This window comes from Streptomyces sp. NPDC029044, assembly GCF_040637495.1.
Lineage (GTDB): Bacteria > Actinomycetota > Actinomycetes > Streptomycetales > Streptomycetaceae > Streptomyces.
In genome coordinates this window covers 18,511-40,285 of record NZ_JBEZWN010000015.1, presented here as the reverse complement: position 1 = coordinate 40,285, position 21,775 = coordinate 18,511, and the positions used below count along the sequence as shown (strand labels likewise).

Here is a 21,775-nt window from a genome sequence, read left to right as displayed (position 1 = left end):
GATGCTACGGCAGGTGAACGGTGCACGGGACGAAGACCCTGCAAATATGCGAAAGATGCACCCCCCGGGTCGCCTTGTACGGCACTCGCGGTGAACCTCAGGGCGCCGCTGCGGATCCCCGCCGCCCGCTCACCGCCGGTGCGGTCGAGTGCGGCAGCAGATCCCGCGGGTCGTCCGGGAGCAGCACCTCGATCTCGGCGTCCTCGGCGAACCGGTACGGCCGGTGCTCCAGGAACGCCCCCAGGTACCGCCGCACCCGCGACATCTCGGCACGCACCGTCACCGTGCGGGCCGGATCGCCGAACACGTCCCCGGCCAGGCCCGATGCGCTGCGCCCGGAGCGGTGAACGGCGAGCAGATACAGCAACTCGGCGTGCCGCGGGCTCAGTTCCCGGGTCCATGAGCCCGCCCCGGCGAGCACCTCCACCGACCAGCGCCGCGCCTGCCGGAGGTCCAGCACGATCCTGGCCGGGCCGCGCGGCACCGGCTCGTCCTCGGCCGACCGCACCAGCCAGCCCCCGGCCAGCGGCTCCACCGAGCACAGCCCGAGCGCCGGCAGCCATCTCGGGCCCGCCGACAGCGACTTCGGCAGGGCCACCCGCCGCGCGTACGGCATCCCGCTGACCGCGGCGGTCCAGCCGTCCGGGTCGACGACCAGGGCACGGCCGCCGATCCGGGCCAGCACCGGCGCCGCCACCGCGCGCAGCCGCTCCAGCGACTCCGTGTGCATCTCCCGCAGCCGGGCCTCGGCGAGCCGGGCCACCGAGCCCACCCAGGCGAGCGTGGCCGGATGCATCGTCTCCAGCGGGCCGCTCACGTCCACCACGCCCAGCAGCCGGCCGTCCCGCGGATCCGTCAGGGGGGCACCCGCGCACGTCCAGCCGGCCTGGGAGCGCACGAAGTGCTCGGAGGCGAAGACCTGCACGGGCCGGCGCACCACCGCCGGGGTGCCGAGACCGTTGGTGCCGACGACGTCCTCACGCCAGTCCGCGCCGAGTTCGAAACCCAGCCCGTCGGCCCTGCGCAGCACCGGCGGGCTGCCCTCGCGCCACAGCACCCGGCCGTCCTCGTCGGCCACCACCATGATGTGGTGGGCGACGTCCGCGGCCGCCAGCAGCCCCTCCCGGAGCACCGGCAGCACATGGCGCAAAACCGATGTCTCGCGCCGCCGCTGCACCTCCTCTCGGGACAGCGGATCCGCCCGGACGTCGTGGTCCGGATCCACACCGCTGCGCATCATCCGCTCCCAGGACCGCTCGATCACCGGACGCGGCGCCACCGGAGCGGGCTGCCCGGCCAGCCGCGCCGAGCGGACCTGCTGGAGAACCCGGGCCGCGCGCGTGCTGTCGACGGCGGCCAAGTGAGTGACGTCCATGCGCGTGCGCCCCCCGGAATCGCTTTCTGACTGTGTGTCTCATAGTGCCGCCTGCCCCCGGTGGCGCGCGCACACTCCGCACACAGTCAGCAGCAAGTTGCAACCCCCTGCAACCCTGGTGGACGGCCCGCCCGTGTCCGAAACTTGAGCGGCGCCGTCCCGAGCGGCGTTCAGCGGCTCGAACGGGCCCGTGCGGCGGGGGTGGTGCCGTGTCGGCGCAGCACCACCCCCGCTCCTTCGCGCACGCGCGCGAGGGCCCGCCGGATCAGCACACCGGCCGCGCCCGCTCCACCACCGACGCCAGGTCCAGCGTGTGCGGCAGCGTCCCGAAGGCGGCGCCCCCGTCGCCGCCGAGCCGCCCCGCGCAGAACGCGTCGGCGACCTGCGGTGGCGCGAACCGGACCAGCAGCGAACCCTGGAGCACCAGCGCGAGCCGCTCCGCGAGCCGCCGCGCCCGCCCCTCCACGCCCTCCAGGTCGGCGAGTTCGGTCAGCAGGTCCTTGATCGCCGCGTCCAGGCGGTGATCGGCGCCCCGCGCCTGCCCGACCTCGCGCAGATACGCGTCCAGCGCGCCCGGCTCCCGCTGCAACGCCCGCAGCACGTCGAGCGCCTGGACGTTGCCCGCGCCCTCCCAGATCGAGTTCAGCGGCGACTCGCGCACCAGCCGCGGCATCGGGGACTCCTCCACGTACCCGTTGCCACCGAGGCACTCCGCCGCCTCCACGGCAACGGGCGGGCACCGCTTGGTCACCCAGTACTTGGCGGCCGGCACCGCGATCCGCAGCAGTGCCCGTTCCTGCTCGCCGCCGTCGTCCCAGGCCGCCGCGAGGCGCAGCGCCAGAGCCGTCGCCGCCTCCGACTCCAGTGCCAGGTCGGCGAGGACGTTGCGCATGAGCGGCTTGTCGACGAGCCTCCCGCCGAACGCCTCGCGGTACGTGCAGTGGTGCACCGCCTGCGCCACCGCCTGCCGCATCAGCCCGGCGGAACCGAGCACGCAGTCGAGCCGGGTCGCCGCGACCATCTCGATGATGGTGCGCACCCCGCGCCCCTCCTCGCCGACCCGGCGCGCCCACGTCCCGTCGAACTCGACCTCGGCGGAGGCGTTGGACCGGTTGCCCAGCTTGTCCTTGAGCCGCTGGATCCGGAACACGTTGCGGGTGCCGTCCCGCAGCACCCGCGGCACCAGGAAACAGGTCAGCCCGCCCGGAGCCTGCGCCAGCACCAGGAAACCGTCGGACATGGGCGCCGAGCAGAACCACTTGTGGCCGGTCAGCTCGTACGTCCCGTCCTCGGCGAGGGGCCGCGCCGACGTGCGGTTGGCCCGCACGTCGCTGCCGCCCTGCTTCTCCGTCATCCCCATCCCGAACAGCGCCCCGGCCTTGAGGTGCGCGGGCCGCAGCTCCTGGTCGTAGACCATGGAGGTCAGCCGCGGCTCCCACTCGGCGGCCAGCTCCGGGTCGGTGCGCAAGGCGGGCACCGCGGCGTGCGTCATCGACAGCGGGCAGCCGTTGCCGGCCTCGACCTGCGTCCACACCACGAAGGCGGCGGCCCGCCGCAGGTGCCCGGCCGGCCGGTCCCACGCCGCCGTCAGGCCCGCGGAGACGCCCTTGCCGAGCAGCCGGTGCCAGGAAGGGTGGAACTCGACCTCGTCGGCGCGGTTGCCGTACCGGTCGTGCGTCAGCAGCCGCGGCGGGTTCTCGTTGGCCAGCCTGCCCCAGTCCTGAACCTGCGCCGAGCCGGAGGTGCGGCCCAGTGCCGACAGCTCGCCGAGGACCTCCTCACGCAGGTCCGGATCCAGATGCCGGGCGACCGCGTCGGACAGGGCCCGGTCCGCGGAGAAGACGTCGTACCCCACCAGCGGCGGGACCTGGTTCGTCACGGTGTGCGTGCTGCCTGCCATGCTGCGAAAGTACCCCGCGGTAGCACCTTGGTCACCAGCGAACCCGGCCCGGTCCGCGAAGACCCGGCCTGTGGGTGAGTGGGACCCGGCCCGGCGGATACCGTTAGGGGGTGCAGCCAGCAAGTGACACCCCCGACACACCCTCCGGGCGCCTCCACCGGGCGCGAGCCCTCTACCGGAACGTCTCCAAGCGCAGGACCGCCTGGCTGCTGCTCAAGGACACCGTCAACTCCTGCATCGAGTACCGGATCCTGGGCCTCGCGGCCGAGGCCGCGTTCTTCACCCTGCTGTCGGTGCCGCCGCTGCTGCTGAGCATGATCGGACTGCTCGGCTATGTCGACGCCTGGACCGGCGCCGACACCATCCAGAGCCTCCAGACCAACCTCCTGGAGGCATCCCGCACCGTCCTGTCCGACCAGGGCGTCCGCGAGATCGCCCAGCCGATCCTGCACGACGTGATGAAGGGCGGCCGGCCCGACGTCATCTCCATCGGCTTCCTCTTCGCCCTGTGGTCGGGCTCCCGCGCGGTGAACGTCTTCATCGACACCATCACCGTCATGTACGGCCTCGACGGTGTCCGGGGCATCGTCAAGACCCGCCTGCTGGCCTTCCTGCTGTTCATCGTGGCCCTGCTGATCGGCTCCGTCGCGCTGCCGCTGATGGTGGCCGGGCCCGACGCCGTGGTGGACGTCGTGCCCTGGTCGACGACGGTCGTACAGGTCCTCTACTGGCCCACGGTGATCCTCCTGTCGATCGCCTTCCTGACGACGCTGTACCACGTGTCCGTCCCGGTCCGCTCCCCGTGGATCGAGGACGTGCCCGGCGCGCTGGTCGCCCTCGGCATGTGGGTGCTCGGCAGCTTCCTGCTGCGGATCTACCTGACCAGCACCGTCGAGGGCCCCACCATCTACGGCTCCCTCGCCGCGCCCGTCGCCGTGCTGCTGTGGATCGGTGTGTCCGCGTTCGCCGTCCTGGTCGGGGCCGCGGTCAACGCCGCCATCGACCGGGTCTGGCCGGCCGCCGCCACGGCCGCGGCCCGCGAGGCCAACGAGCGGCTGCGGCAGGCCCAGGTCGCCGAGTACGTGGCCCGCGCGGGTGCCGCGGGCGAGGCCGACCCGGACATGCCCTCCGAGTTCCCGGAACGCTGGTCCCGCTTCCTGCCGCCGGAGGACGTGTCGGCCCGCCTGCGCACCCATGTGAAGAGCACCCACGTGAAGAACACCCAGTTGAAGAGCACCCAGGTCAACGGGGAGGGGCCCCCGCCCGAGGACCAGTGACGGCCACCGGCCCTCAGGCCTTCCAGGTCCCGGCCGCGGCCTCCTCGCGCACGAAGTCGCCGAAGTCCCGGGGCGCGCGGCCCAGCACCTCCCGCACACCGTCCGAGAGGTGCGCGTTGCGGCCGTCGAGGAGCGTGCCGAAGATCTCCGTCATCGCCGCCACCTCCTCCGGCGGCACGCCGAACCCGGCCAGCGCCTCGCCGTAGTCCCGCGTCGAGACGGCCCGGTACGCCAGCGGACGCCCCGTCGCCGCGGCGATCTCCGCGACGGCCTCCCCGAAGGTCAGCAGCCGGGCCCCGGAGAGGGTGAGGATCCGCCCCACGTACCGGTCGTCGGAGGTCAGCACGCGCACCACCACGTCCGCGACGTCCCGCACGTCGAGGAACGGCTCGCGCACCTCGTCGGCCGGGAACACCAGCTCGCCGCGCTCCCGCAGCTCCGCCACCAGCGGCCCCTCGCTGAAGTTCTGCGCGAACCACGCCGCCCGCACGACCGTCCAGTCCGCCCCCGAGGCGCGCAGCGCCTCCTCGGTGGGCAGGGCCTGGTCCTCGCCCCGCGCGGACAGCAGCACCAGCCGCCGCACGCCGAGCCCGGCCGCCTCCCGCGCGAGCGCGCCGACCACCTCCGCGGCGCCCGGGGAGCCGACGTCCGAGGGATGGGCGAGGTAGGCCGCGTCGGCGCTACGCAGGGTGTCCGCCCAGGTCGAGGCGTCCCACCAGTCGAAGCCCGTCGCACGTGAAGCCGCCCGGACCGTGAGCCCGGCCGCCCGCGCGGCCCGCGCCACCCGGCTCCCGGTACGCCCCGTGGCGCCCGTCACCACCACCGTCCTGACCTGCGTGTTCCGTGCACTGTTCCGCGCCGTGTTCTCCGCTGTGTTCGTCATGCCGTCGAGTCAACTGCCGTACGCCGCACGGAACCATCGCTGAACGGCTCATTCCCATACGCCCGCGTCTATGCTGGCCGCATGGACGCTCTCGCCGGTCTGCTGGAGGGGCCCCGCGCACGGGGCGCGTTCATGATCAGGGCCTGCTTCGACCCGCCGTGGGCGGTGCGCGTGGAGGACCGGGCCCCACTCACCGTGATGCTCGTCGTCCGAGGCGAGGCCTGGATCGTCCCCGACCGGGGCGAGCGGACGCGGATCGGGGCCGGCGACCTCGCCATCGCCCGCGGCCCGGACCCGTACACCTGCGCGGACGACCCCGGCACGCCCCCGCAGGCGGTGATCCTGCCGCACCAGGAGTGCCGCTACCCCGACGGACGGCCCCTCAACGGCTCCATGGACCTCGGCGTGCGCACCTGGGGCGACCGGCCCGACGGGGACACCGTGATGCTGATCGGCACCTACCCGGTGCGGGGCGAGGTCGGCGGACGGCTGCTGGACGCCCTGCCTCCGCTGCTCACCCTCACGTCCGACGTGTGGGACTGCCCGCTCACGCCGTACCTCACCGAGGAGATCGTCCGGGACGAGCCGGGGCAGGAGGTCGTCCTGGACCGGCTGCTGGACCTGCTGGTCATCGCCGCGCTGCGGGCCTGGTTCGCCCGCCCCGAGGCGGAGGCACCGGCCTGGTACCGGGCCCTCGCCGACCCGGTCGTCGGCCGTGTGCTGCGCCTGCTCCAGGACGACCCGGCCCACCCCTGGACGGTCGCCTCGCTCGCCGCGAAGGCCGGGGTTTCCCGGGCGGCGCTGGCCCGCCGCTTCACCGCCCTGGTGGGCGAACCCCCGATGACCTACCTGACCGGCTGGCGCCTCGCCCTCGCCGCCGACCGGCTGCGCGACTCCGCCGACACCCTCGACGCGGTGGCCCGCAGGGTGGGCTACGGCAGCGCCTTCGCCCTGTCGACGGCGTTCAAGCGCGCGTACGGGATGAGCCCGGTGGAGTACCGGGGGCGGCGGGTGGCGTAGCGGCACCGGTGCTGATCCTCGCGCCCGCCGCCGCGGCACGGCGTAGCCTGGCCCTCGTGTACGTGGAGCGGACGTCGCGGCTGCCCGGGGCGGTCGTGTGGACCAACACCCCGTCGCGGCCCGGGGTGGCGCGGGTCCTGCCCGACGGGTGCATGGATCTGCTGTGGCACGACGGGCGGCTGATGGTCGCCGGGCCCGACACCCGCGCGTACCTCCCGGACGGGGTGTCCGGCCCCTGGGCCGGTGTCCGCTTCTACCCGGGCACCGCCCCCACCCTCCTGGGCGTGCCGGCGCACGAACTGCGCGACCGGCGCGTCGAGCTCGCGGACCTGTGGCCGGCCGCGCAGGTACGGCGCATGTCCGGCCGGGTGAACGCGGCCCCCGACCCGGCGAGCGGCCTGGAGGAACTGGCGCTGCGGCGTGCGGCCGGTGCCGAGCCCCCCGACCCGCTGCTCCGGCAGATCGTCGCCGCCCTCGACGCGGGCCGCCCGGTCGCCGCCACGGCCGACGAACTCGGTCTGGGAGAGCGCCAGTTGCACCGCCGTTCGCTCTCCGCCTTCGGCTACGGCCCCAAGACCCTGGCCCGCATCCTGCGGCTGCGCCGCGCCCTCGCACTCGCCCGGGCCGGTGTGCCCTTCGCGGAGACGGCCGCCCGGGCCGGATACGCCGACCAGGCCCATCTGGCCCGCGACGTAAGGGACTTGGCGGGTCTGCCGCTGGGTGAGCTACTCGGCAGCGGCGGCTAGCGGGGCGAACAGGTCCACCCCGTTGCCGTCCGGGTCGTGCACCACGGCGTACCGCTGGCCCCAGAAGGCGTCCCACGGCTTGAGCTCGCCTTCACAGCCCGAGCCGACCAGTTCGTCGTACAGCGCGTCCACCTCCTCCGGTCCGTCGCAGCGCAGGGCCAGCGAGGTCCGGCCACCGCCGGCGGGCGGCTGCCAGCCGGGCAGGAAGGAGCGGACCGTCTCCTCGGTGTCCAGCAACAGCCGCAGCCCGCCCGGCAGTTCCGCCTCGGCGTGCGGCTGGTTCTCGGCACCGTCCGGGAAGGCGAACCCGATCCGGCGGTAGAACGCGACGGAGGCGGCCATGTCGGAGACGACCAGGCCGATGGCATCGAATCGTGCAGTCATGGAGCCACCGTAGGCAGGCCCGCACGCCCGGTCTTGAAGAAAACGGACGCCCTGTGCCGCCCCCCGGGTGCCCGTCGGCTGCGCCCGGCCTCCCGGGCGGCATCACCTGGACGGCCCGGCTGCTCCCGCCGCCCGGACCGCGCCCGGACGCGGCCGCCGCGCCCGCCGCCGTCGGCCCTCCGCCCCGGACGCGGTCCCCGCCGGCCCGTCTCCGGCCGGGACGCCGCCGCACCGCGCCTGAACCGTCCCAGGACGGCCCCGGGACGCCGGCAGGGCTCGCCGCGGGTGCCGCCGGCCCCTGAGGCTGTGCCGTGCCAGACGAGACGAGCCGCCCCAGGGGAAACCCGCCGGGGGACGGCGGTTCGGAAAGGACAACCGCATGAGCATGCGCAATCGGGCCGTGGCGATGGCGACGGCCGTGCTGCTGGGGGCCGGGGGGACCGGCATCGCCCTGGCTCCGGCGGCGAACGCCGCGCCCGCCTACTTCGGCATCGACGGCAAGGGTGCCGTGACCAACGACTGGGAGGACGAGGAGAATCTCGGCGTCGACGCCTACTCCCGAGGCAACGCCATCGCCCTGTGGGAGACCGTGCTGTGGGCGGACGGCGCCGAGTGGGAGGACGACGAGGGCGAGTGGCAGCCCTTCAGGAAGAGCCGGATCGACGGCTCCTTCGGGCCGGAGACCGAGTCGGCCACCCAGTGGTGGCAGAGCCGGCACAACCTCCCCGAGACCGACGGCACCGTCGACAGCGAGAGCTGGGACTTCGCCCAGACCCGGCTCCAGAGCCTCCCGGGCAACATCGTCCAGTACAAGGGCCTCGTGCGGAACGTCAACTTCAAGCGCGTGGGCGGGAAGTACCAGGTGAAGCTGAAGAACGTCGGGCCGTGGAAGTACGCCCACTACCGCACGGTCGGCTGAGCCGGCCGTCGCCGGGGGAGCGGCCGGCCGTGACGGTCATCCGCTCCCCGAGGGCAGCATCCACAACAGCCCGGCCAGCAGCACGACGATGACCCCGAACGACACCAGGGCCGCCGCCCGCCAGCGCCGGTACTCGGCACCGGCCGGCGGCGCGTCCGCCACCGGCCCCGCGGGCCCGGCCGCCACCGGCACCCCGTGGGGCCACGTCGCGTCGGCCAGGTCCCACAGCGCCAGCAGCCGCGCCTGGTCGGCCCCCGCCACCCGGCACAGCGCCTGCACCGCTCCCCGCGGCGGCTGCTTGGCCCCGCTGAGATACCGCTGCCACGACGACTTGCTGTAGGCGGTCCGCCGGGCCAGCTCCGCGAGGCTCAGCCCGGTGCGGTCCTTCAGGGCCCGCAGCTGTTCGACCAGGTGCCGCGCCTCCCTCGGCAGTACGTCCGGAAGCGGCCGCCAGCGTGTCATGGTCGTCCCCCCACTGCTCGCCGCCGCCCCGCCCCCGGACACCGGCCCCTCCCCACCGCACCGTTCGACGCCGGCCCGTCCCGGCCAGTTCCCCCGGGTGGCGGGCGCGCGACGCGTACGAGGGGTGCGCGGCCCGACGCCCGTGCGACCACGGGCCGGGCCCTGTGCGCCGGTCGGGGCGACCGCGGGGAGCCGACCGCCGGGCGCGGCCGGGAGCACTCCTACGCGCGCGGCGCCGCCGTACTCGCCCGTTCCACCAGCCGCGTCGACAGTTCGGTGCGCGTGCTCTCGGGACGGTGCCCGTCCATCATGCGCAGCAGTGACCGCAGGGCCGTCGCGGCCATCTCGGACAGCGGCTGGCGGACGGTGGTCAGGGCGGGGGAGGCCCAGCGGGCCTCGGGCAGGTCGTCGAAGCCGACCACACTGATGTCGTCCGGGACCCCCAACCCCCTTTCGGCCAGGGCCTGGTAGACACCCAGCGCCATCCGGTCCGAGCAGACGAAGACGGCGGTCGGCGGTTCGGGCAGGTCGAGGAGTTCCAGCATGCGGCGGTGGGCCGCGCTCTCGTCGAAACCGGCGTGCCGCACGTACTCGGCGCGGTGCCGGACCCCGGCCGACGCGAGTGCCGAGCGGTATCCGGCGACCCGCGCGCTGCTGCACATCGTGCGCCGAGGACCGGCGATGACCGCGATCCTGTCGTGCCCCATGGACAGCAGATGCTCCGTGGCCGTCAGACCGCCCTGCCAGTTCGCGGCGCCCACCGAGACCACGCCCTCCGGCGGTTCCTGCACCGGGTCGATCATCACGAACGGTATGCGGTGCTGCTCCAGCCACGCGTACTGCGAGTCGCTGAGCTCGGCCAGGTTGAACAGGACCCCGGAGGAACCGCGGACGACCAGCTTGTCGAGCCAGCCCCGCTCCGGGCGGCCGACCCGGGAGCGGATCAGGGCCGCCGACACCACGACCTCCAGGCCGGCGTCGTGCGCCGCGTCCTCCACCCCGTGCAGCACCGCACCCGACCAGGAACTCTCCAGCGAGTGCACGACCAGATCCACCAGCCGGGGTGCCTTCGCCGCGTCGAAGCGGGGTCTGCGCACGTACCCGAGCCGGTCGAGTGCCTCGGTGACGCGGCGGCGGGTCTCGGGCGCCACGTCTTCGCGGCCGTTGACCACCTTCGACGCGGTCGGCACCGACACCCCCGCCTCGCGCGCCACGACCGCCAGCGTCGGACCGGCAGCCGCGCTCGCACTCGCCGTACGGACCATCGGGAACCCACCTCTCCGGCCCGCCCGAGGGCCGTGGAAAGTTTCGACCAGCTCTGCGCACGGCGGACACGGGGACGCCGGGCAGAAAGCGCTTCCTACTGTAGGTGCGGCGCAGGACGGGTGGAAGAGAAGTGAATTCACCGCTTCCCGCCGGTCAAAACTTTCGAAACCCCGAACAACTCGCTCAGCCCGGTGTGCAGGTCAGCCGAAACCCGGTGAAGTCCGCCGTGAACGCCGCGTCCACGAGGTCCCTGGCGTGGATCCCCGCCATCGCCCCCGTGAACCGCAGCCCGGAGCCGTGGTCGTCGGAGAGCCGGCCGAAATCCAGCGCCGGCCCGATCGCCGTGCGCACCCCCTCGCGTACGTACCAGAAGCGTGCGTCGGCCCCTTCCACCGTCACCCCCAGCGTCACCGGCCCGTCCGCGGACACCTCGACGACGGCGGCCTGCCGCACACCGTCCTCGTCGCGTTCGACGAGGCTGAGCACCGTACGGCCCGGGGACCCGTCCCACTGCTGGCCGCGCTGCGGCTCGCCCTCCGGCTCCGCCCACGTCAGGTCCAGGGCGAGATACGCCTCGGGGTTGTACCAGAGCACCAGCCCGGCCGCCTGCGTGAAGGTGTCCGGCCGTGCCTCGACGGTCACTTCGGCCTCCGCACGGTGCTCGGTGACGCGCTGGGCCAGCAGCCCGGGCGCCCACCGGGACTCCGGCCCGTGCCGGCCGCGCAGCCGGATCCAGCCCGGCCGGGTCGCGGTGTCCGCCCAGGACGGGTCCGGCGGTTCGCGCAGGGTGCTCCACGGCCACGACAGACCCTCCGGCGGCGCGGCCGGAGGCAGCGGGTGCGGCCGCGTCGGTACGCCGACCCGGACCGCGGGGTGCCAGCCCCCCTGCCGCAGCCGGGGCCAGCCGTCCGCGTCCCAGATGACGGCCTGGATCGCCGTCTCCCGGCCGAGCGTGCAGCGGCGGCCCCGCGGGGTGCGCAGCGGACGGGCCGTCAGATGGCTGAGCAGCCACTGCCCGTCCGGCGTCACCACCAGCTCGCCGTGCCCCGCCTTCTGCAAGGGCCCCTCCGGATCGTCCCGGGTCGTCAGCAGCGGCCGTGCGTCGAGTTCGTACGGCCCCGTCAGCTCCTTGGCGCGAGCCACCCGCACCCCGTGCTCCCAGCCGGTGCCGCCCTCCGCCACCAGCAGGTAGTACCAGCCGTCGCGCCGCAGCAGTTTCGGCCCCTCGATCAACCGGTCGTGCCGGAGCAGCAGACGCGTCCCGCCGACGGGCTCCAGCGTGGCCCGGTCCAGCTCCGTGACGACGATCCCCGCGAACCGCTCGCCCCCCGGCCGGTGATCGTTCTGAAGGTTCAGCAGCCACAGCCGGCCGTCCTCGTGGAACAGGGCCGGATCGAAACCGTGACTCGCGACCCGGCGCGGAGCACTCCACACGCCGTCGACGCGGGCGGCGGTCGAGACGTACGTGTCGAGGTCGAAGTACGGCGTGCCGACCGAGCGCACGACGGTGTACGTCACCCAGAACCGTTCCCCGTCCCAACTCAGCGACGGGGCCCAGACGCCACCCGAGTCGGGCACACCGGCCAGCGAGTCCCCCGGAACCGCCCCCCGCACGTGACCGGCGTACTCCCAGTGGGCCAGGTCCCGGGAACGGTGCACCGGGATGGTCGGAAACCACTCGAAGGAACTGGTCGCCACGTAGTACCAGTCACCCACCCGCACCAGGGACGGGTCGGGGGCGAAGCCGCGGAGGACGGGGTTGCGCAGAACGGTCACGCGAGGGCTCCCGGAGCGTCGGTCACCCTGGGGGCCGCAGGGAGTCGGGTCACCTGCGGCCCCCAGGAGTCGGGTGGGGGACAAGGGGGAGGGGCATCACTTGAGGGCGCCGAGCGTCACGCCGGTGCGCCAGTAGCGGCGCATCGCGACCATCATGATCGCCATCGGGACGATGGACAGCAGCGCGCCGGTCAGCACCAGCCCGGTCAGGTCGATGCCGGACTCCAGCCGCGTGCCGGTCCAGTTGTAAAGACCGAGGTTGAGCGTCCAGTTCTCCTTGCCGCGCAGCACCGTCAGCGGCAGGAAGAAGGCGTTCCAGGTGTTCACGAAGGCCAGCAGGAACACCGTCGCACCCCCCGTCGTCATCATCCGCAGCACGATGCTGAAGAAGATCCGCAGCTCCCCGGCGCCGTCGATCCGGGCGGCCTCCAGCAGCTCGTAGGGGATCGTCGCCTCGGTGTACACCTTGGCCAGGTACACGCTGAACGGGTTGATCAGACAGGGGATCAGCATCGCCCAAGGCGTGTCCACCAAGCCGATCGCGGAGAACAGCAGATACAGCGGCAGCGTCAGCAGCGCGATCGGGATCAGGAACGAGCCCACGACGCACGCGAAGATCGCGTTGCGCCCGGGGAAGTCGAAGCGGGCCAGTCCGTAACCGGTTGCGAGCGCGATCAGCGTGCCGCCGAGCGAGCCCACGCCCGCGTAGAGGAACGAGTTGGCCGTCCACCGCAGGAAGATCCCGTCCTGGTACGTGAACACCTGCTGGAGGTTGTCCCACAGGTGCCAGCCCGAGAACCACAGGCCGTTGCTCTGGTACAGCCCCGTACGGTCCTTGGTCGCGGCCACGATCAGCCACCACACCGGGAACAGGCTGTAGGCGCTGGCCAGCGCCAGCCCCACGAGCAGGAAGCGCTGACCGCCCCGCCCGCGGGCGGCCGGGTCCGGCCGGGTCAGCCTCCGGACACCGCGGACTTCGGGCCGCTCGGCGGTCTGCTCGGTCAGCGTCATCAGTCGGCCTCCTTCGAGGTGAGCCGGTAGAAGAGGAAGGAGGCGACGCCCAGGATCAGGGCGAGCAGCACCGACAGGGCGGCCGCGTAGTGGTAGTTGCCCGCGTTGAACGCCTGGTTGTAGATGATCATGATGGGGGTGAAACTGTCGCTGACCGTCTGCGGCGTGATGTTCCGGAACAACGCCGGCTCGTTGAAGATCTGAAGCATCTGGATGATCGACAGCAGACCCGTCAGGACCAGCGCCCCGCGCACGAACGGGATCTTGATGCTGCGCGCGATCCGCAGCTCCGAGGCACCGTCCAGCCGGGCCGCCTCGAACAGCTCCCGCGGCACACCTTGCAGGGCCGAGTAGATGATCACCATGTTGTAGCCGATGCCGTGCCAGGTCAGCAGGTTGCCGATGGCCGGCCACACCATCGACGGCGCGAAGAAGTTCCAGTCGAGACCGAGGGACTTGCCGATCGAGGTGAGCGGGCCGACGTCCGGGCTGTAGAGGTTGACCCACACGATCGCCGCGACCACGCCGGGGATCATGTACGGCACCAGCAGCACGATCCGGAACCTGCTCGCCGCCCTGGACGTGAGCGCGTCCAGGAACAGCGCCAGCAGCAGGCTGATCAGCAGCATCATCGGGATCTGGACACACGCGAAGAGCACCACCCGCAGGATGGAGTTCATGAACGCCGAGTCCGTCAGCCCCTGGGTGTAGTTGTCGAGCCCGACGAACTCCGTCGTCGCGCCACCGAGACCGAGCCCGGACTGCCTCTCCGTGAACAGCGACTCGTGGACGGCGTAGCCGATCGGGAGCAGATACAGGAAGACGAAGCCGAGCTGGAAGGGCACCGTGAAGGCGGCACCCTTCCAGCGCATGGACCGAATCATCGAGTGCCTCAGCCCTTGACGCTGATACCGCGGGACTTCAGGTCCTTGACCGTCCACTGCTGCATGTGCGCGAGCAGGTCGGTGACCTTCTGCTCCTTGTTGACGACCTTGGCCCACCCCGCCTGGAGCTCGGTGAACATCGCCGTCCAGTTGGGCCCGAAGGTCCAGTCGGTGGTGACGGTGCCCAGGCTGTCCGTGACGACCTTCTGTGCCGGCTCGTAGTTCTTGCCGAGCAGCTTCTGCGAGATCGACTCGCCGACGTAGGAACCGCTGTCCCTCAGTGCCGGCATCACGCCGTTGCCGGTCTCCGGGCTCGCCATCGTCTTGACCGCGTCCGGGTTCGTCGACATCCACAGGGCCGCCTGAGCCGCCTGCTTCTGGTCCGCGCACTGCTTCGTCACCAGCGTGACACCGCCGGTCAGATTCGTGCCGGCGGGCGTCTTCGCCGCCTCGCCCCGGTACGCCGGCCAGGGCGCCAGCGCCCAGTCGCCGAAGGACTTGGTGAAGTTCTGCACCATGCCGGCCATCTGCCAGGTGGAGATCTGCCGGGTCGCGGTGGCACCACTGTCGTAACTGCGCTGCACGGCCGCGTAGTCGGCGAACGACAGCTTGGCGTTCAGGTCGTTGTCGATGATCTCCTGGATCACCTTCGCGGCCTTCAGGGTGCCCTCGTCCTGGAAGTTCACCTTCCAGGCGTCGCCGTCGATCGCGTACCAGTGCGCACCGGCCTGCATCGCGAGCACCTCCAGGGTGCTCGGGTCCTCACCGGCGTAGTTGGTGATCTTGATGTTGTGCTTCTTCAGCTCCTTGCCCGCGGCGATGAAGTCGTCCCAGGTCGTCGGGGGCTTGAGGCCGTACTTCTCGAAGATGTCCGTGCGGTAGATCGTGAACTGGGGCGCCGAGCTGGTGGGCACGCCGTAGAGCTTGCCCTGCACCTGCGCGCTCGCCCAGGCGCCGGTGTTGAACTCGCCCTTCTCGCCCTCGACGTAACCCGTGATGTCGGCGAGGGCGCCCTGCGACACCCAGCTCGTGACGTACTCGGCGGTGTTCTGCACCAGGCAGGGGGCGTTGCCGGCCTTGACCGCGTTGGTCAACTGCTTCTGCATGGTCAGCTGGTCGGTGACCTTCGTGTACTTCAGCTGAATGTCCTTGTGCGAGGCGTTGAACGCCTTGACGACCGCCTCCTGGCCGTTGGCCCAGCCCCAGAAGGGGAGCGTGACGGGGCCGGACTTCGAAGCGGCGTCGTCGCCCGAGCCGGATCCGCCGCAGGCGGAGAGCAGACCTGTCAGCGCGATGCCCGCGACAGCGGCGGAGGCGAACCTGCTCCGGGGGCTGGTGAAGTTCATCTGACCGTGATCCTTCGGAATAGGGCGTTCTCAGAACGAGAGGACGGCGGCGGCTCGTGGTGCCGGCCAGGAACGGCGGCCGGAAAACGTCGGCTCGCGGTTGCGGGGGGTTCGGCCAAGCGGAAGCAGAAGCTGTAGTAAGCGGTTGCTGGGACCGTAGGCGGACGACTCGGCTCTTAGCAAGAGGTGTGCGGGAAAATTGTTTCCCGGGGGCCGACTGCGGGACTGTCCCCGGACGGGCTGCGTCCACCCGTACGTTCTCGTATAACCGCAGGTCAGTGCGGTGCCCTAGGTGTCGGCCCATGCCGCGGCGGCCAGGCCGGCGCAGCCTCGAACGAGGGGTGACGGTAGCGGAAAACGGTTACGTAACGAGGTCTGCTCGTTATCCGCGCTGACCTTGCGGCCGCACCGAGTTGCGGACCACGACGTGCGTGCCCAGCACCAGGTGGTCGCCGTCGGCACTCCTGCGTCGACCCGCCCCGCCCTCGCGCCGGTCTGCCACCGCGCGCAGCGCGACGCGGCCCATCTCCTCGTACGGCACGTGCACGGTGGTCAGTTGGGGAGTGAGCTGGGACGCGAGCGGGATGTCGTCGTAACCGACGATCGAGACGTCCTCGGGTACCCGCAGACCCGCCGCGCGCAGGGCCTGCATGGAGCCCGCCGCGACCACGTCCGTCCCCGCCAGCACGGCGGTGAAGTCCGGGGTGTCGTGCAGGGCCGCCTCGACGGCCTCGTACCCGTGCTCGTAGTCGTACGGGCCGTGCCGCACCATGCCCGGGTCGAACGGCACTCCGTACGCCTCGAAAGCCCGCCGCGCTCCCTTCAACCGGCCCTGCGCGGTGGTCAGTTCGGCATGTCCTGGCAGGACGAGGACGCGTCGGTGACCGGCCGACAGCAGGTGGCTGGCCATCGCGTAGGCGCCGCCCTCGTTGTCGTAGTCGACGGTCGTCGCCGGGACGTCACCCTCCAGCGGGGGCCGGCCCACGAGGACCAGATGCGAGCCGGCCGCGTCCAGGGAGCGCGCGAAGCGGGCCATGCGCAGCTGGTACTCGTCGTAGTCGTAGGCCCCGCCGAGCAGGATCACCGCGGCCACGCCCTGCTGGCGCATCAGATTCACCAGGGCCAGCTCCCGCTCGGGGTCGTCGCCGGTCGTGCCGACCAGGGAGAGCCAGCCGCGCAGGGTGGCGGCGCCCTCGACCCCCTTCGCCACATGGGCGAAGGCGGCACCGGTGATGTTGTTGATGAGGATCGCCACCGTCGGTGTACCGCCGCCGGCCAGCGAACGGGCGTGGGCGTTGGTGACGTAGTCCAGGTCCCGGACCACTTTCATCACCCGGCGGCGCAGCTCCTCCGACACCGGGTAGTTGCCGGACAGCACCCGGGAGACGCTGGCCACGGAGACGCCCGCGCGCTCCGCGACATCACGGATGGTCGCCCGGCCGGCGTCACTCGTCGCCTTGCGCTGACTCACCCTTGCGGCTCCTTCGCGGTAGTGGCCCGGCCTGTTGTCGTCCGGTCGGTGGCCGGCCGGGCCGCGCCTGCTGCCGGGGTCCTGCCCGCTCCGTGCGGAAACCGTATCCCATCGTTGCTCCAGGGCTGGAGGGCCTGTGGACAAGTGCTGACGACCTCCCGCCCGGCATGACGCGCGGTGCTGACGGCCCCGCCCGGCATGAGGCGGGGGAGCGCCTGCCCCACGGTGACAGGCCGCGCGTCGCGTCCCACGGCCGCCGAGCCGTGACTCCTTCCGCGCCTGCGGCGGCGCTGCTCCGGCAGGCGCACCGAGAGGAGACCCCCGGAGTGACGCGCCGTCCCCGGAGTGCGGGCCACGGCGTCACGCCACCCGCGCCAGATCCGCCCGCAGCACCTCGTGGGCCGGTGGGGCGCCCGACACCAGGCGCTCCAGTTCCTCCACCACGATGCGGCCGAGCCGCTCCAGTTCGTTGCCCAGGGAGCCGGCGATGTGCGGGGTGAGGAACACGTTGGGCAGGTGGTACAGCGGGGAACCGGCGGGCAGCGGCTCCGGGTCCGTGACGTCGAGGACCGCGCTGAGCCGGCCCGACACCAGCTCGTCGGCGAGCGCGTCGTGATCGACCAGCGCGCCGCGGGCGGTGTTGATGAGGACGCCGCCGTCCCGCACCAGGGCGAGCCGGTCGCGGTCGAGCATGTGGTGGGTCTCGGGGATGTCGGGGGCGTGCAGACTCACGATGTCGCTGTGCCTGAGCAGGTTCTCCAGCGACACCGACTCGGCACCGAGGGCGGCGGCCTCGGCCGGGCTCACGTACGGGTCGTGCAGCAGAACGGTGAGGTCGAAGGGCCGCAGCAGTTCCAGTAGGCGGCGGCCCACGCGAGAGGCGCCGATGACGCCGACGCGACGGCCCAGGTTGCCGGTCACCGCGGTCTCCGCAGGGCCCGGGTAGGCATGGGACCGGCGGAAGCGCTCACGGTGGTCGAAGGCGTCCTTGCCCACGAGCAGGATCATCGCGAGCGTGTACTCCGCGACGGGCACGGCGTTGCCCGTCACCGCGCTGGACACCTTCACGCCGCGTTCCCACAGGGCGTCGCCCACCAGGGAGCGCACGGACCCGGCCGCGTGCAGGACGGCGTCCAGCTTCGGGGCCGCCGCGAGGACCCCGGCGTCCAGATGCGGGCAGCCCCATCCGGTGATCAGCACCTCGGCGGAGGCCAGGGCGGCGGCGCCGGCCGGATCGGCGAAGTCGCGCACCACCAACCCGGGGTCGATGTCGGCCGTGCGCCTCAGCCGCTCCATCAGCGGCGGAGGGAAGAGCAGCGGGAGGTGCACCGGGTCCATCGCGAACACGGCCCGCGGCAGCTGAGGGCTGGGCATGACTCTCCTGGAGCAGGGGGATAGAAACGTTTTCAGAAAGCGCCTTCTACCGTAGATCTGTTGGGAAGCGGCGGTCAATCGCCCGGTCGGGGCCAGCTGTGCGGGCCTCGGTGTTCGGTCGTCCTCACTCCGCAACCCCGTACCGTCACTGTTTCCGGAAACCCATTACTGCTGTTTCGGTGGCGAGGAGTCACCCCTCAGTGGCCCGCCTGCGGGGCAAAGCAGTGCTGAAGAGGGGTGCGGCAACCGGTTCCCACCCGTTCCCACCCGTTTCGCTGTCCACAGTCTTTTCGAAAATCGGTTCAGGCTCTTGACGGGCCATCGAGGCCGGAAGAAGCTCTGCCCCACGCACAACAACCGGTTTCCACACAGGTGCCCTGCGGTTGCCAATCGGTTGCCATGCGGCCTTCTCCGGTCGGCGATCCGTCATTCGACCGGTATCTCGAACAGCAAGTGCAGGAGGTGGTGCGTTCATGCACCCACGTGCTGGTGCTTCCCTGAGCCGCCGCCGATTCCTCGCCCTCTCGGCCGCCGGCGCCGCGACCGGCGCGGCGTCGCTGAGCGGCTGTGCGATGCAGGTCTCCAGCGGAGTCGGCGGCGGTGGCGAGACCGTCACGGTGATGGCCAAGCCCGACGACATCTCTCCGGAGCTGATCCGGCAGGCCCGGAAGGACATCGGGGTCAAGATCGTCACGGTGCGCTACGACATCACCAAGCTCATCGGCATGATGACCAACGGCGCGCCGCCCGACCTGGTGCGCGGCGTGGGCGCCACGGACGCCCCCTACTTCGCGGCCCGCGACGTGATGGAGGACCTGGACCCCTACTTCGCCCGGAGCCACGTCCTCAAGGCCGGTGACCTCGACCCGGTCAACGACCTGTGGCGCTTCGACGGCCGCACCCAGGGCCAGGGCCCCCGCTACGGCATGGCGAAGGACTTCTCCCAGGACTCCATGTACTGGTACAACACCGCCCTCTTCGACGAGGCGGGCGTCGACCACCCGCCGGAGACCGAGCCGGTCACCTTCGAGGAGTGGCTGGAGAACGCCGAGCGGCTCACCCGGCGCAAGAACGGCCAGACGATCGTCTTCGGCGGAAGTTACCAGGGCGTGCTCACCCCCAACCTGCTGGCGAGCCTCACGGCGTCCGCCGGTGGCAGCCTCTTCAACGACGACTTCTCCCGCATCGACTTCACCACCCCCGAGGCCCGCAAGGCGCTGAACTGGTACGTCGAGTACGGCCGGAGCAGGGTCGGGCCGAGCATCGTCCAGCCCGACCCCAACGCCTGGGACGGCCCGACCTACCAGGCGAGCCGGATGGCCATGAGCAACTCCGGCTACTGGCTCGGCGGTCTGATCAACACGGACAAGAAGCTGGCGCCACTCTCGCGCCTCGCCCCGGCCCCGCTCTTCGCGGGCGGCCGACGGGTCAGCCCCTGCCAGGCCGGCACCGGATTCTGGATGCCGAAGCAGGCGAAGAACAAGGACGCGGCCTGGCGGGTCTTCGAGTGGTTCTTCGGTGAGGGGCCGGCCAAGGCCCGCGCCTCCGGCGGCTGGGGCATACCCACCCTGAAGTCCCTGCGCCCGCTGATGCCCGCCCGGGAGGACTACCAGAAGCGGGTGCTGAAGGTGCAGAACGCCGAGCTGAAGCACTTCTCGGTGATCGCTTTCACGCCCTACGCCTCGGCGGACTCGCTCTACGCCCTCTTCAACCAGGAGGCGCCGGCCGCGATGAACGGTCACCTGTCCGTCGACGCCCTCGCGGGTCGCCTGAACTCCGTCATGAACGAGCAGCTGAAGCGCGGTAGGGAGCAGGTGGGATGACGGTTCAGCAGATACCCGTCACGGGGAGGCCGGGCGGCCCCGCCGCGAACACCGCCCGCACGGCACCGGCCGAGCGGCCCCGGATCTCCATGACGGGCCGCAGGCATCGCGCCTTCTACCTCTTCACCGCGCCCTGGATCACCGGCTTCCTGCTGCTGACCGTCGTGCCGATGGCGTACGCGCTGTGGCTGAGCTTCACCACGTACGACGGCATATCGCCGCACTGGCGGTACGTCGGCCTCGGCAACTACAGCGAACTGTTCTCCGATCCGCAGACCTGGAAGTCCCTCGGCCGCACCGGGCTGTTCGCGATCACGTCGGTGCCGCTGTCGATCATCGCGGGGCTGGGGCTGGCCGTCCTGGTCAACCGGCCCATCAAGGCGCGCGGGCTGTTCCGCACGCTGCTGTACCTGCCGGCCGTGGTGCCGCCGGTGGGCGCCGGACTCACCTTCAAGGCGCTCTTCGACCAGAACTCCGGCGCCGCGAACGGCGTCATCACCCTGTTCGGCTTCGACGCGCTGGGCTGGCTCGCCGACCCCTACGCCCGCTACGTGCTGCTGATGAGTGTGCTGTGGGCCGCCGGCAACATCATGATCATCTCGCTGGCGGGGCTCCAGGACGTGCCCCGCGAACTGCACGAGGCGGCCCGGATCGACGGAGCGAGCGCCTGGCGCACCTTCCGCAGCATCACCGTGCCCCTGCTGTCTCCGGTGCTGCTCTTCCAGACCGTCACCGGTGTGATCGCGTCCGTGCAGACCATCATGCCGCTGCTGCTGACCCCGGACGGCACGACCGCGGGCGTCACCGCGCTGCCGCAGTCCAACTACCTCTACATGATGCACGTGTTCTCGCATTACTTCGCGCTCGGCCGCTACGGCTACGCCTCCGCGCTGCTGTGGGTGCTCTTCGTCCTGATCCTCATCGCCACCGGGCTCATCTTCAGGTTCACGTCCGGCGTGGTGTTCTACAACGTCGACCCGGAGGCGAAGAAGTGACCGCCACCAGTGTGACCCCCGAGCCCTCGCCCAGGGTGCGGATACGCGTCCACCGTCTGGTCCTCTACACGGTCCTCGTCGCCGTCACCGGCCTGTTCGTCGGCCCCTTCGGCTGGCTGGTCCTCAGCGGCCTGAAGACCCCGGCGGAACTGGCCGCCTCACCCGTGCACTGGCTGCCCACCCACGTCCAGTGGCACAACTTCACCGACGCCTTCCACCTGATCGACTTCCTCGGCTACGCCCGCAACTCCCTGATCATCGCGCTCATCTACGCCACCCTCGTCACCCTCACCTCCGCCTGGGTCGGCTTCGGCTTCGCCCGGCTGGAGGCTCCGGGAAAGAAGACGCTCTTCGGCATCCTCATCGGCTCGATGATGCTGCCCCAGATGATCACCCTGCTGCCGACGTACCTGATCTTCGCCAAGCTCGGCATGGTCGACACGTACTGGCCGTGGGTGTTCTGGGGACTGGCCGCCGCTCCCTATTTGGTCTTCCTCTTCCGGCAGTTCTTCGCCGGACTGCCCCGGGAGCTGGAGGAGGCCGCGATCGTCGACGGCTGCGGTTACGGCATGATCTTCTGGCGCATCTTCCTGCCCCAGTCCTGGCCGGTGCTGTCCGCGAGCTTCGTGATCGCCTTCACCTGGAGCTGGGGCGACTACATCGCGCCCCAGCTCCTGCTCTCCACCGACAAGTCGACGCTCGCCGTCGCCGTCATGTCGACGTACGTCACCTCGGCCGGCACCCCGGTCGCCAACCTCCAGGCCGCGGCCTCCGTGATGTACGTCGTCCCGATCCTGCTGATCTTCCTGATCGCCCAGCGCGGTTTCGTCGCCGGGATGTCCACGACCGGCCTGAAGTAACAC

General features: G+C 71.7%; 19 protein-coding genes. 7 read left to right on the top strand and 12 right to left on the bottom strand.

Features of this window, described 5'->3' with window-relative positions; genetic code table 11:
- Window positions 1-97 precede the first annotated feature (97 nt).
- Entirely contained in the window at window positions 98-1,375 is a 1,278-nt protein-coding gene (locus AB0E85_RS15500; RefSeq protein ID WP_361926635.1) for a GAF domain-containing protein, read from the bottom strand.
- A 265-nt stretch (window positions 1,376-1,640) separates the two neighbouring features.
- On the bottom strand, window positions 1,641-3,275 hold the full coding sequence (locus tag AB0E85_RS15495) for an acyl-CoA dehydrogenase family protein (RefSeq protein ID WP_361926633.1): 1,635 nt from the start codon (window positions 3,273-3,275) through the stop codon (window positions 1,641-1,643).
- A gap of 110 nt (window positions 3,276-3,385) precedes the next feature.
- On the opposite strand from AB0E85_RS15495, the gene AB0E85_RS15490 reads away from it, so the two are divergent.
- On the top strand, window positions 3,386-4,552 hold the full coding sequence (locus AB0E85_RS15490; RefSeq protein ID WP_361926631.1) for a YihY/virulence factor BrkB family protein: 1,167 nt from the start codon (window positions 3,386-3,388) through the stop codon (window positions 4,550-4,552).
- 13 nt (window positions 4,553-4,565) lie between these two features.
- Here the strand turns inward: AB0E85_RS15490 and AB0E85_RS15485 are convergent, their stop codons facing one another.
- Window positions 4,566-5,435 (bottom strand): NmrA family NAD(P)-binding protein, encoded by an 870-nt coding sequence (locus AB0E85_RS15485; protein WP_361926629.1) that lies wholly within the window; start codon window positions 5,433-5,435, stop codon window positions 4,566-4,568.
- 81 nt (window positions 5,436-5,516) lie between these two features.
- Between AB0E85_RS15485 and AB0E85_RS15480 the strand changes: the two genes are divergently transcribed.
- Window positions 5,517-6,455 carry an AraC family transcriptional regulator gene (locus AB0E85_RS15480; RefSeq protein WP_361926627.1) on the top strand — a complete coding sequence of 313 codons (939 nt, stop codon included), beginning with the start codon at window positions 5,517-5,519 and terminating at the stop codon, window positions 6,453-6,455.
- Between the two features lie 56 nt (window positions 6,456-6,511).
- Complete coding sequence (locus tag AB0E85_RS15475; protein WP_361926625.1) at window positions 6,512-7,201, top strand: helix-turn-helix domain-containing protein; 690 nt, start codon at window positions 6,512-6,514, stop codon at window positions 7,199-7,201.
- Here the strand turns inward: AB0E85_RS15475 and AB0E85_RS15470 are convergent.
- On the bottom strand, window positions 7,181-7,585 hold the full coding sequence (locus tag AB0E85_RS15470; protein ID WP_361926623.1) for a VOC family protein: 405 nt from the start codon (window positions 7,583-7,585) through the stop codon (window positions 7,181-7,183). The two genes, AB0E85_RS15475 and AB0E85_RS15470, sit on opposite strands and share 21 nt — an antisense overlap.
- A 379-nt stretch (window positions 7,586-7,964) precedes the next feature.
- On the opposite strand from AB0E85_RS15470, the gene AB0E85_RS15465 reads away from it, so the two are divergent.
- Window positions 7,965-8,504, top strand: coding sequence for a peptidoglycan-binding protein (locus tag AB0E85_RS15465; RefSeq protein WP_361926621.1), 540 nt, complete (start codon window positions 7,965-7,967; stop codon window positions 8,502-8,504).
- Window positions 8,505-8,540: 36 nt separating this feature from the next.
- Here the strand turns inward: AB0E85_RS15465 and AB0E85_RS15460 are convergent, their stop codons facing one another.
- From AB0E85_RS15460 to AB0E85_RS15425, 8 genes are all read right to left on the bottom strand, one after another.
- Entirely contained in the window at window positions 8,541-8,966 is a 426-nt protein-coding gene (locus AB0E85_RS15460; protein ID WP_361926618.1) for a helix-turn-helix domain-containing protein, read from the bottom strand.
- A gap of 221 nt (window positions 8,967-9,187) precedes the next feature.
- Window positions 9,188-10,231, bottom strand: a complete 1,044-nt coding sequence (locus tag AB0E85_RS15455) for a substrate-binding domain-containing protein (protein WP_361926615.1) — start codon at window positions 10,229-10,231, stop codon at window positions 9,188-9,190.
- A 184-nt stretch (window positions 10,232-10,415) separates the two neighbouring features.
- Window positions 10,416-12,008 carry a glycoside hydrolase family 43 protein gene (locus AB0E85_RS15450; protein ID WP_361926612.1) on the bottom strand — a complete coding sequence of 531 codons (1,593 nt, stop codon included), beginning with the start codon at window positions 12,006-12,008 and terminating at the stop codon, window positions 10,416-10,418.
- 96 nt (window positions 12,009-12,104) lie between these two features.
- Window positions 12,105-13,019 carry a carbohydrate ABC transporter permease gene (locus tag AB0E85_RS15445; protein WP_361926609.1) on the bottom strand — a complete coding sequence of 305 codons (915 nt, stop codon included), beginning with the start codon at window positions 13,017-13,019 and terminating at the stop codon, window positions 12,105-12,107.
- Window positions 13,019-13,903, bottom strand: a complete 885-nt coding sequence (locus AB0E85_RS15440; protein ID WP_361926607.1) for a sugar ABC transporter permease — start codon at window positions 13,901-13,903, stop codon at window positions 13,019-13,021. Before AB0E85_RS15440 ends, AB0E85_RS15445 begins: the two co-directional genes overlap by 1 nt.
- An 8-nt stretch (window positions 13,904-13,911) precedes the next feature.
- Window positions 13,912-15,249, bottom strand: a complete 1,338-nt coding sequence (locus AB0E85_RS15435) for an extracellular solute-binding protein (protein ID WP_361926605.1) — start codon at window positions 15,247-15,249, stop codon at window positions 13,912-13,914.
- A 382-nt stretch (window positions 15,250-15,631) separates the two neighbouring features.
- A complete protein-coding gene (locus tag AB0E85_RS15430) occupies window positions 15,632-16,720 on the bottom strand; it encodes a LacI family DNA-binding transcriptional regulator (RefSeq protein ID WP_361926602.1) in 1,089 nt (362 codons plus the stop codon).
- Window positions 16,721-17,080: 360 nt separating this feature from the next.
- Window positions 17,081-18,094 (bottom strand): hydroxyacid dehydrogenase, encoded by a 1,014-nt coding sequence (locus AB0E85_RS15425; protein WP_361926599.1) that lies wholly within the window; start codon window positions 18,092-18,094, stop codon window positions 17,081-17,083.
- A 473-nt stretch (window positions 18,095-18,567) separates the two neighbouring features.
- On the opposite strand from AB0E85_RS15425, the gene AB0E85_RS15420 reads away from it, so the two are divergent.
- Genes AB0E85_RS15420 through AB0E85_RS15410 form a run of 3 tightly spaced genes read left to right on the top strand, consistent with a single transcriptional unit; the run spans window position 18,568 to window position 21,772 of the window.
- Window positions 18,568-19,917 carry an extracellular solute-binding protein gene (locus AB0E85_RS15420; protein WP_361926596.1) on the top strand — a complete coding sequence of 450 codons (1,350 nt, stop codon included), beginning with the start codon at window positions 18,568-18,570 and terminating at the stop codon, window positions 19,915-19,917.
- Window positions 19,914-20,912: a sugar ABC transporter permease gene (locus tag AB0E85_RS15415; RefSeq protein ID WP_361926593.1), complete on the top strand. Its 999-nt coding sequence runs from the start codon at window positions 19,914-19,916 to the stop codon at window positions 20,910-20,912. Before AB0E85_RS15420 ends, AB0E85_RS15415 begins: the two co-directional genes overlap by 4 nt.
- Entirely contained in the window at window positions 20,909-21,772 is an 864-nt protein-coding gene (locus AB0E85_RS15410) for a carbohydrate ABC transporter permease (RefSeq protein WP_361926590.1), read from the top strand. Before AB0E85_RS15415 ends, AB0E85_RS15410 begins: the two co-directional genes overlap by 4 nt.
- Window positions 21,773-21,775 lie beyond the last annotated feature (3 nt).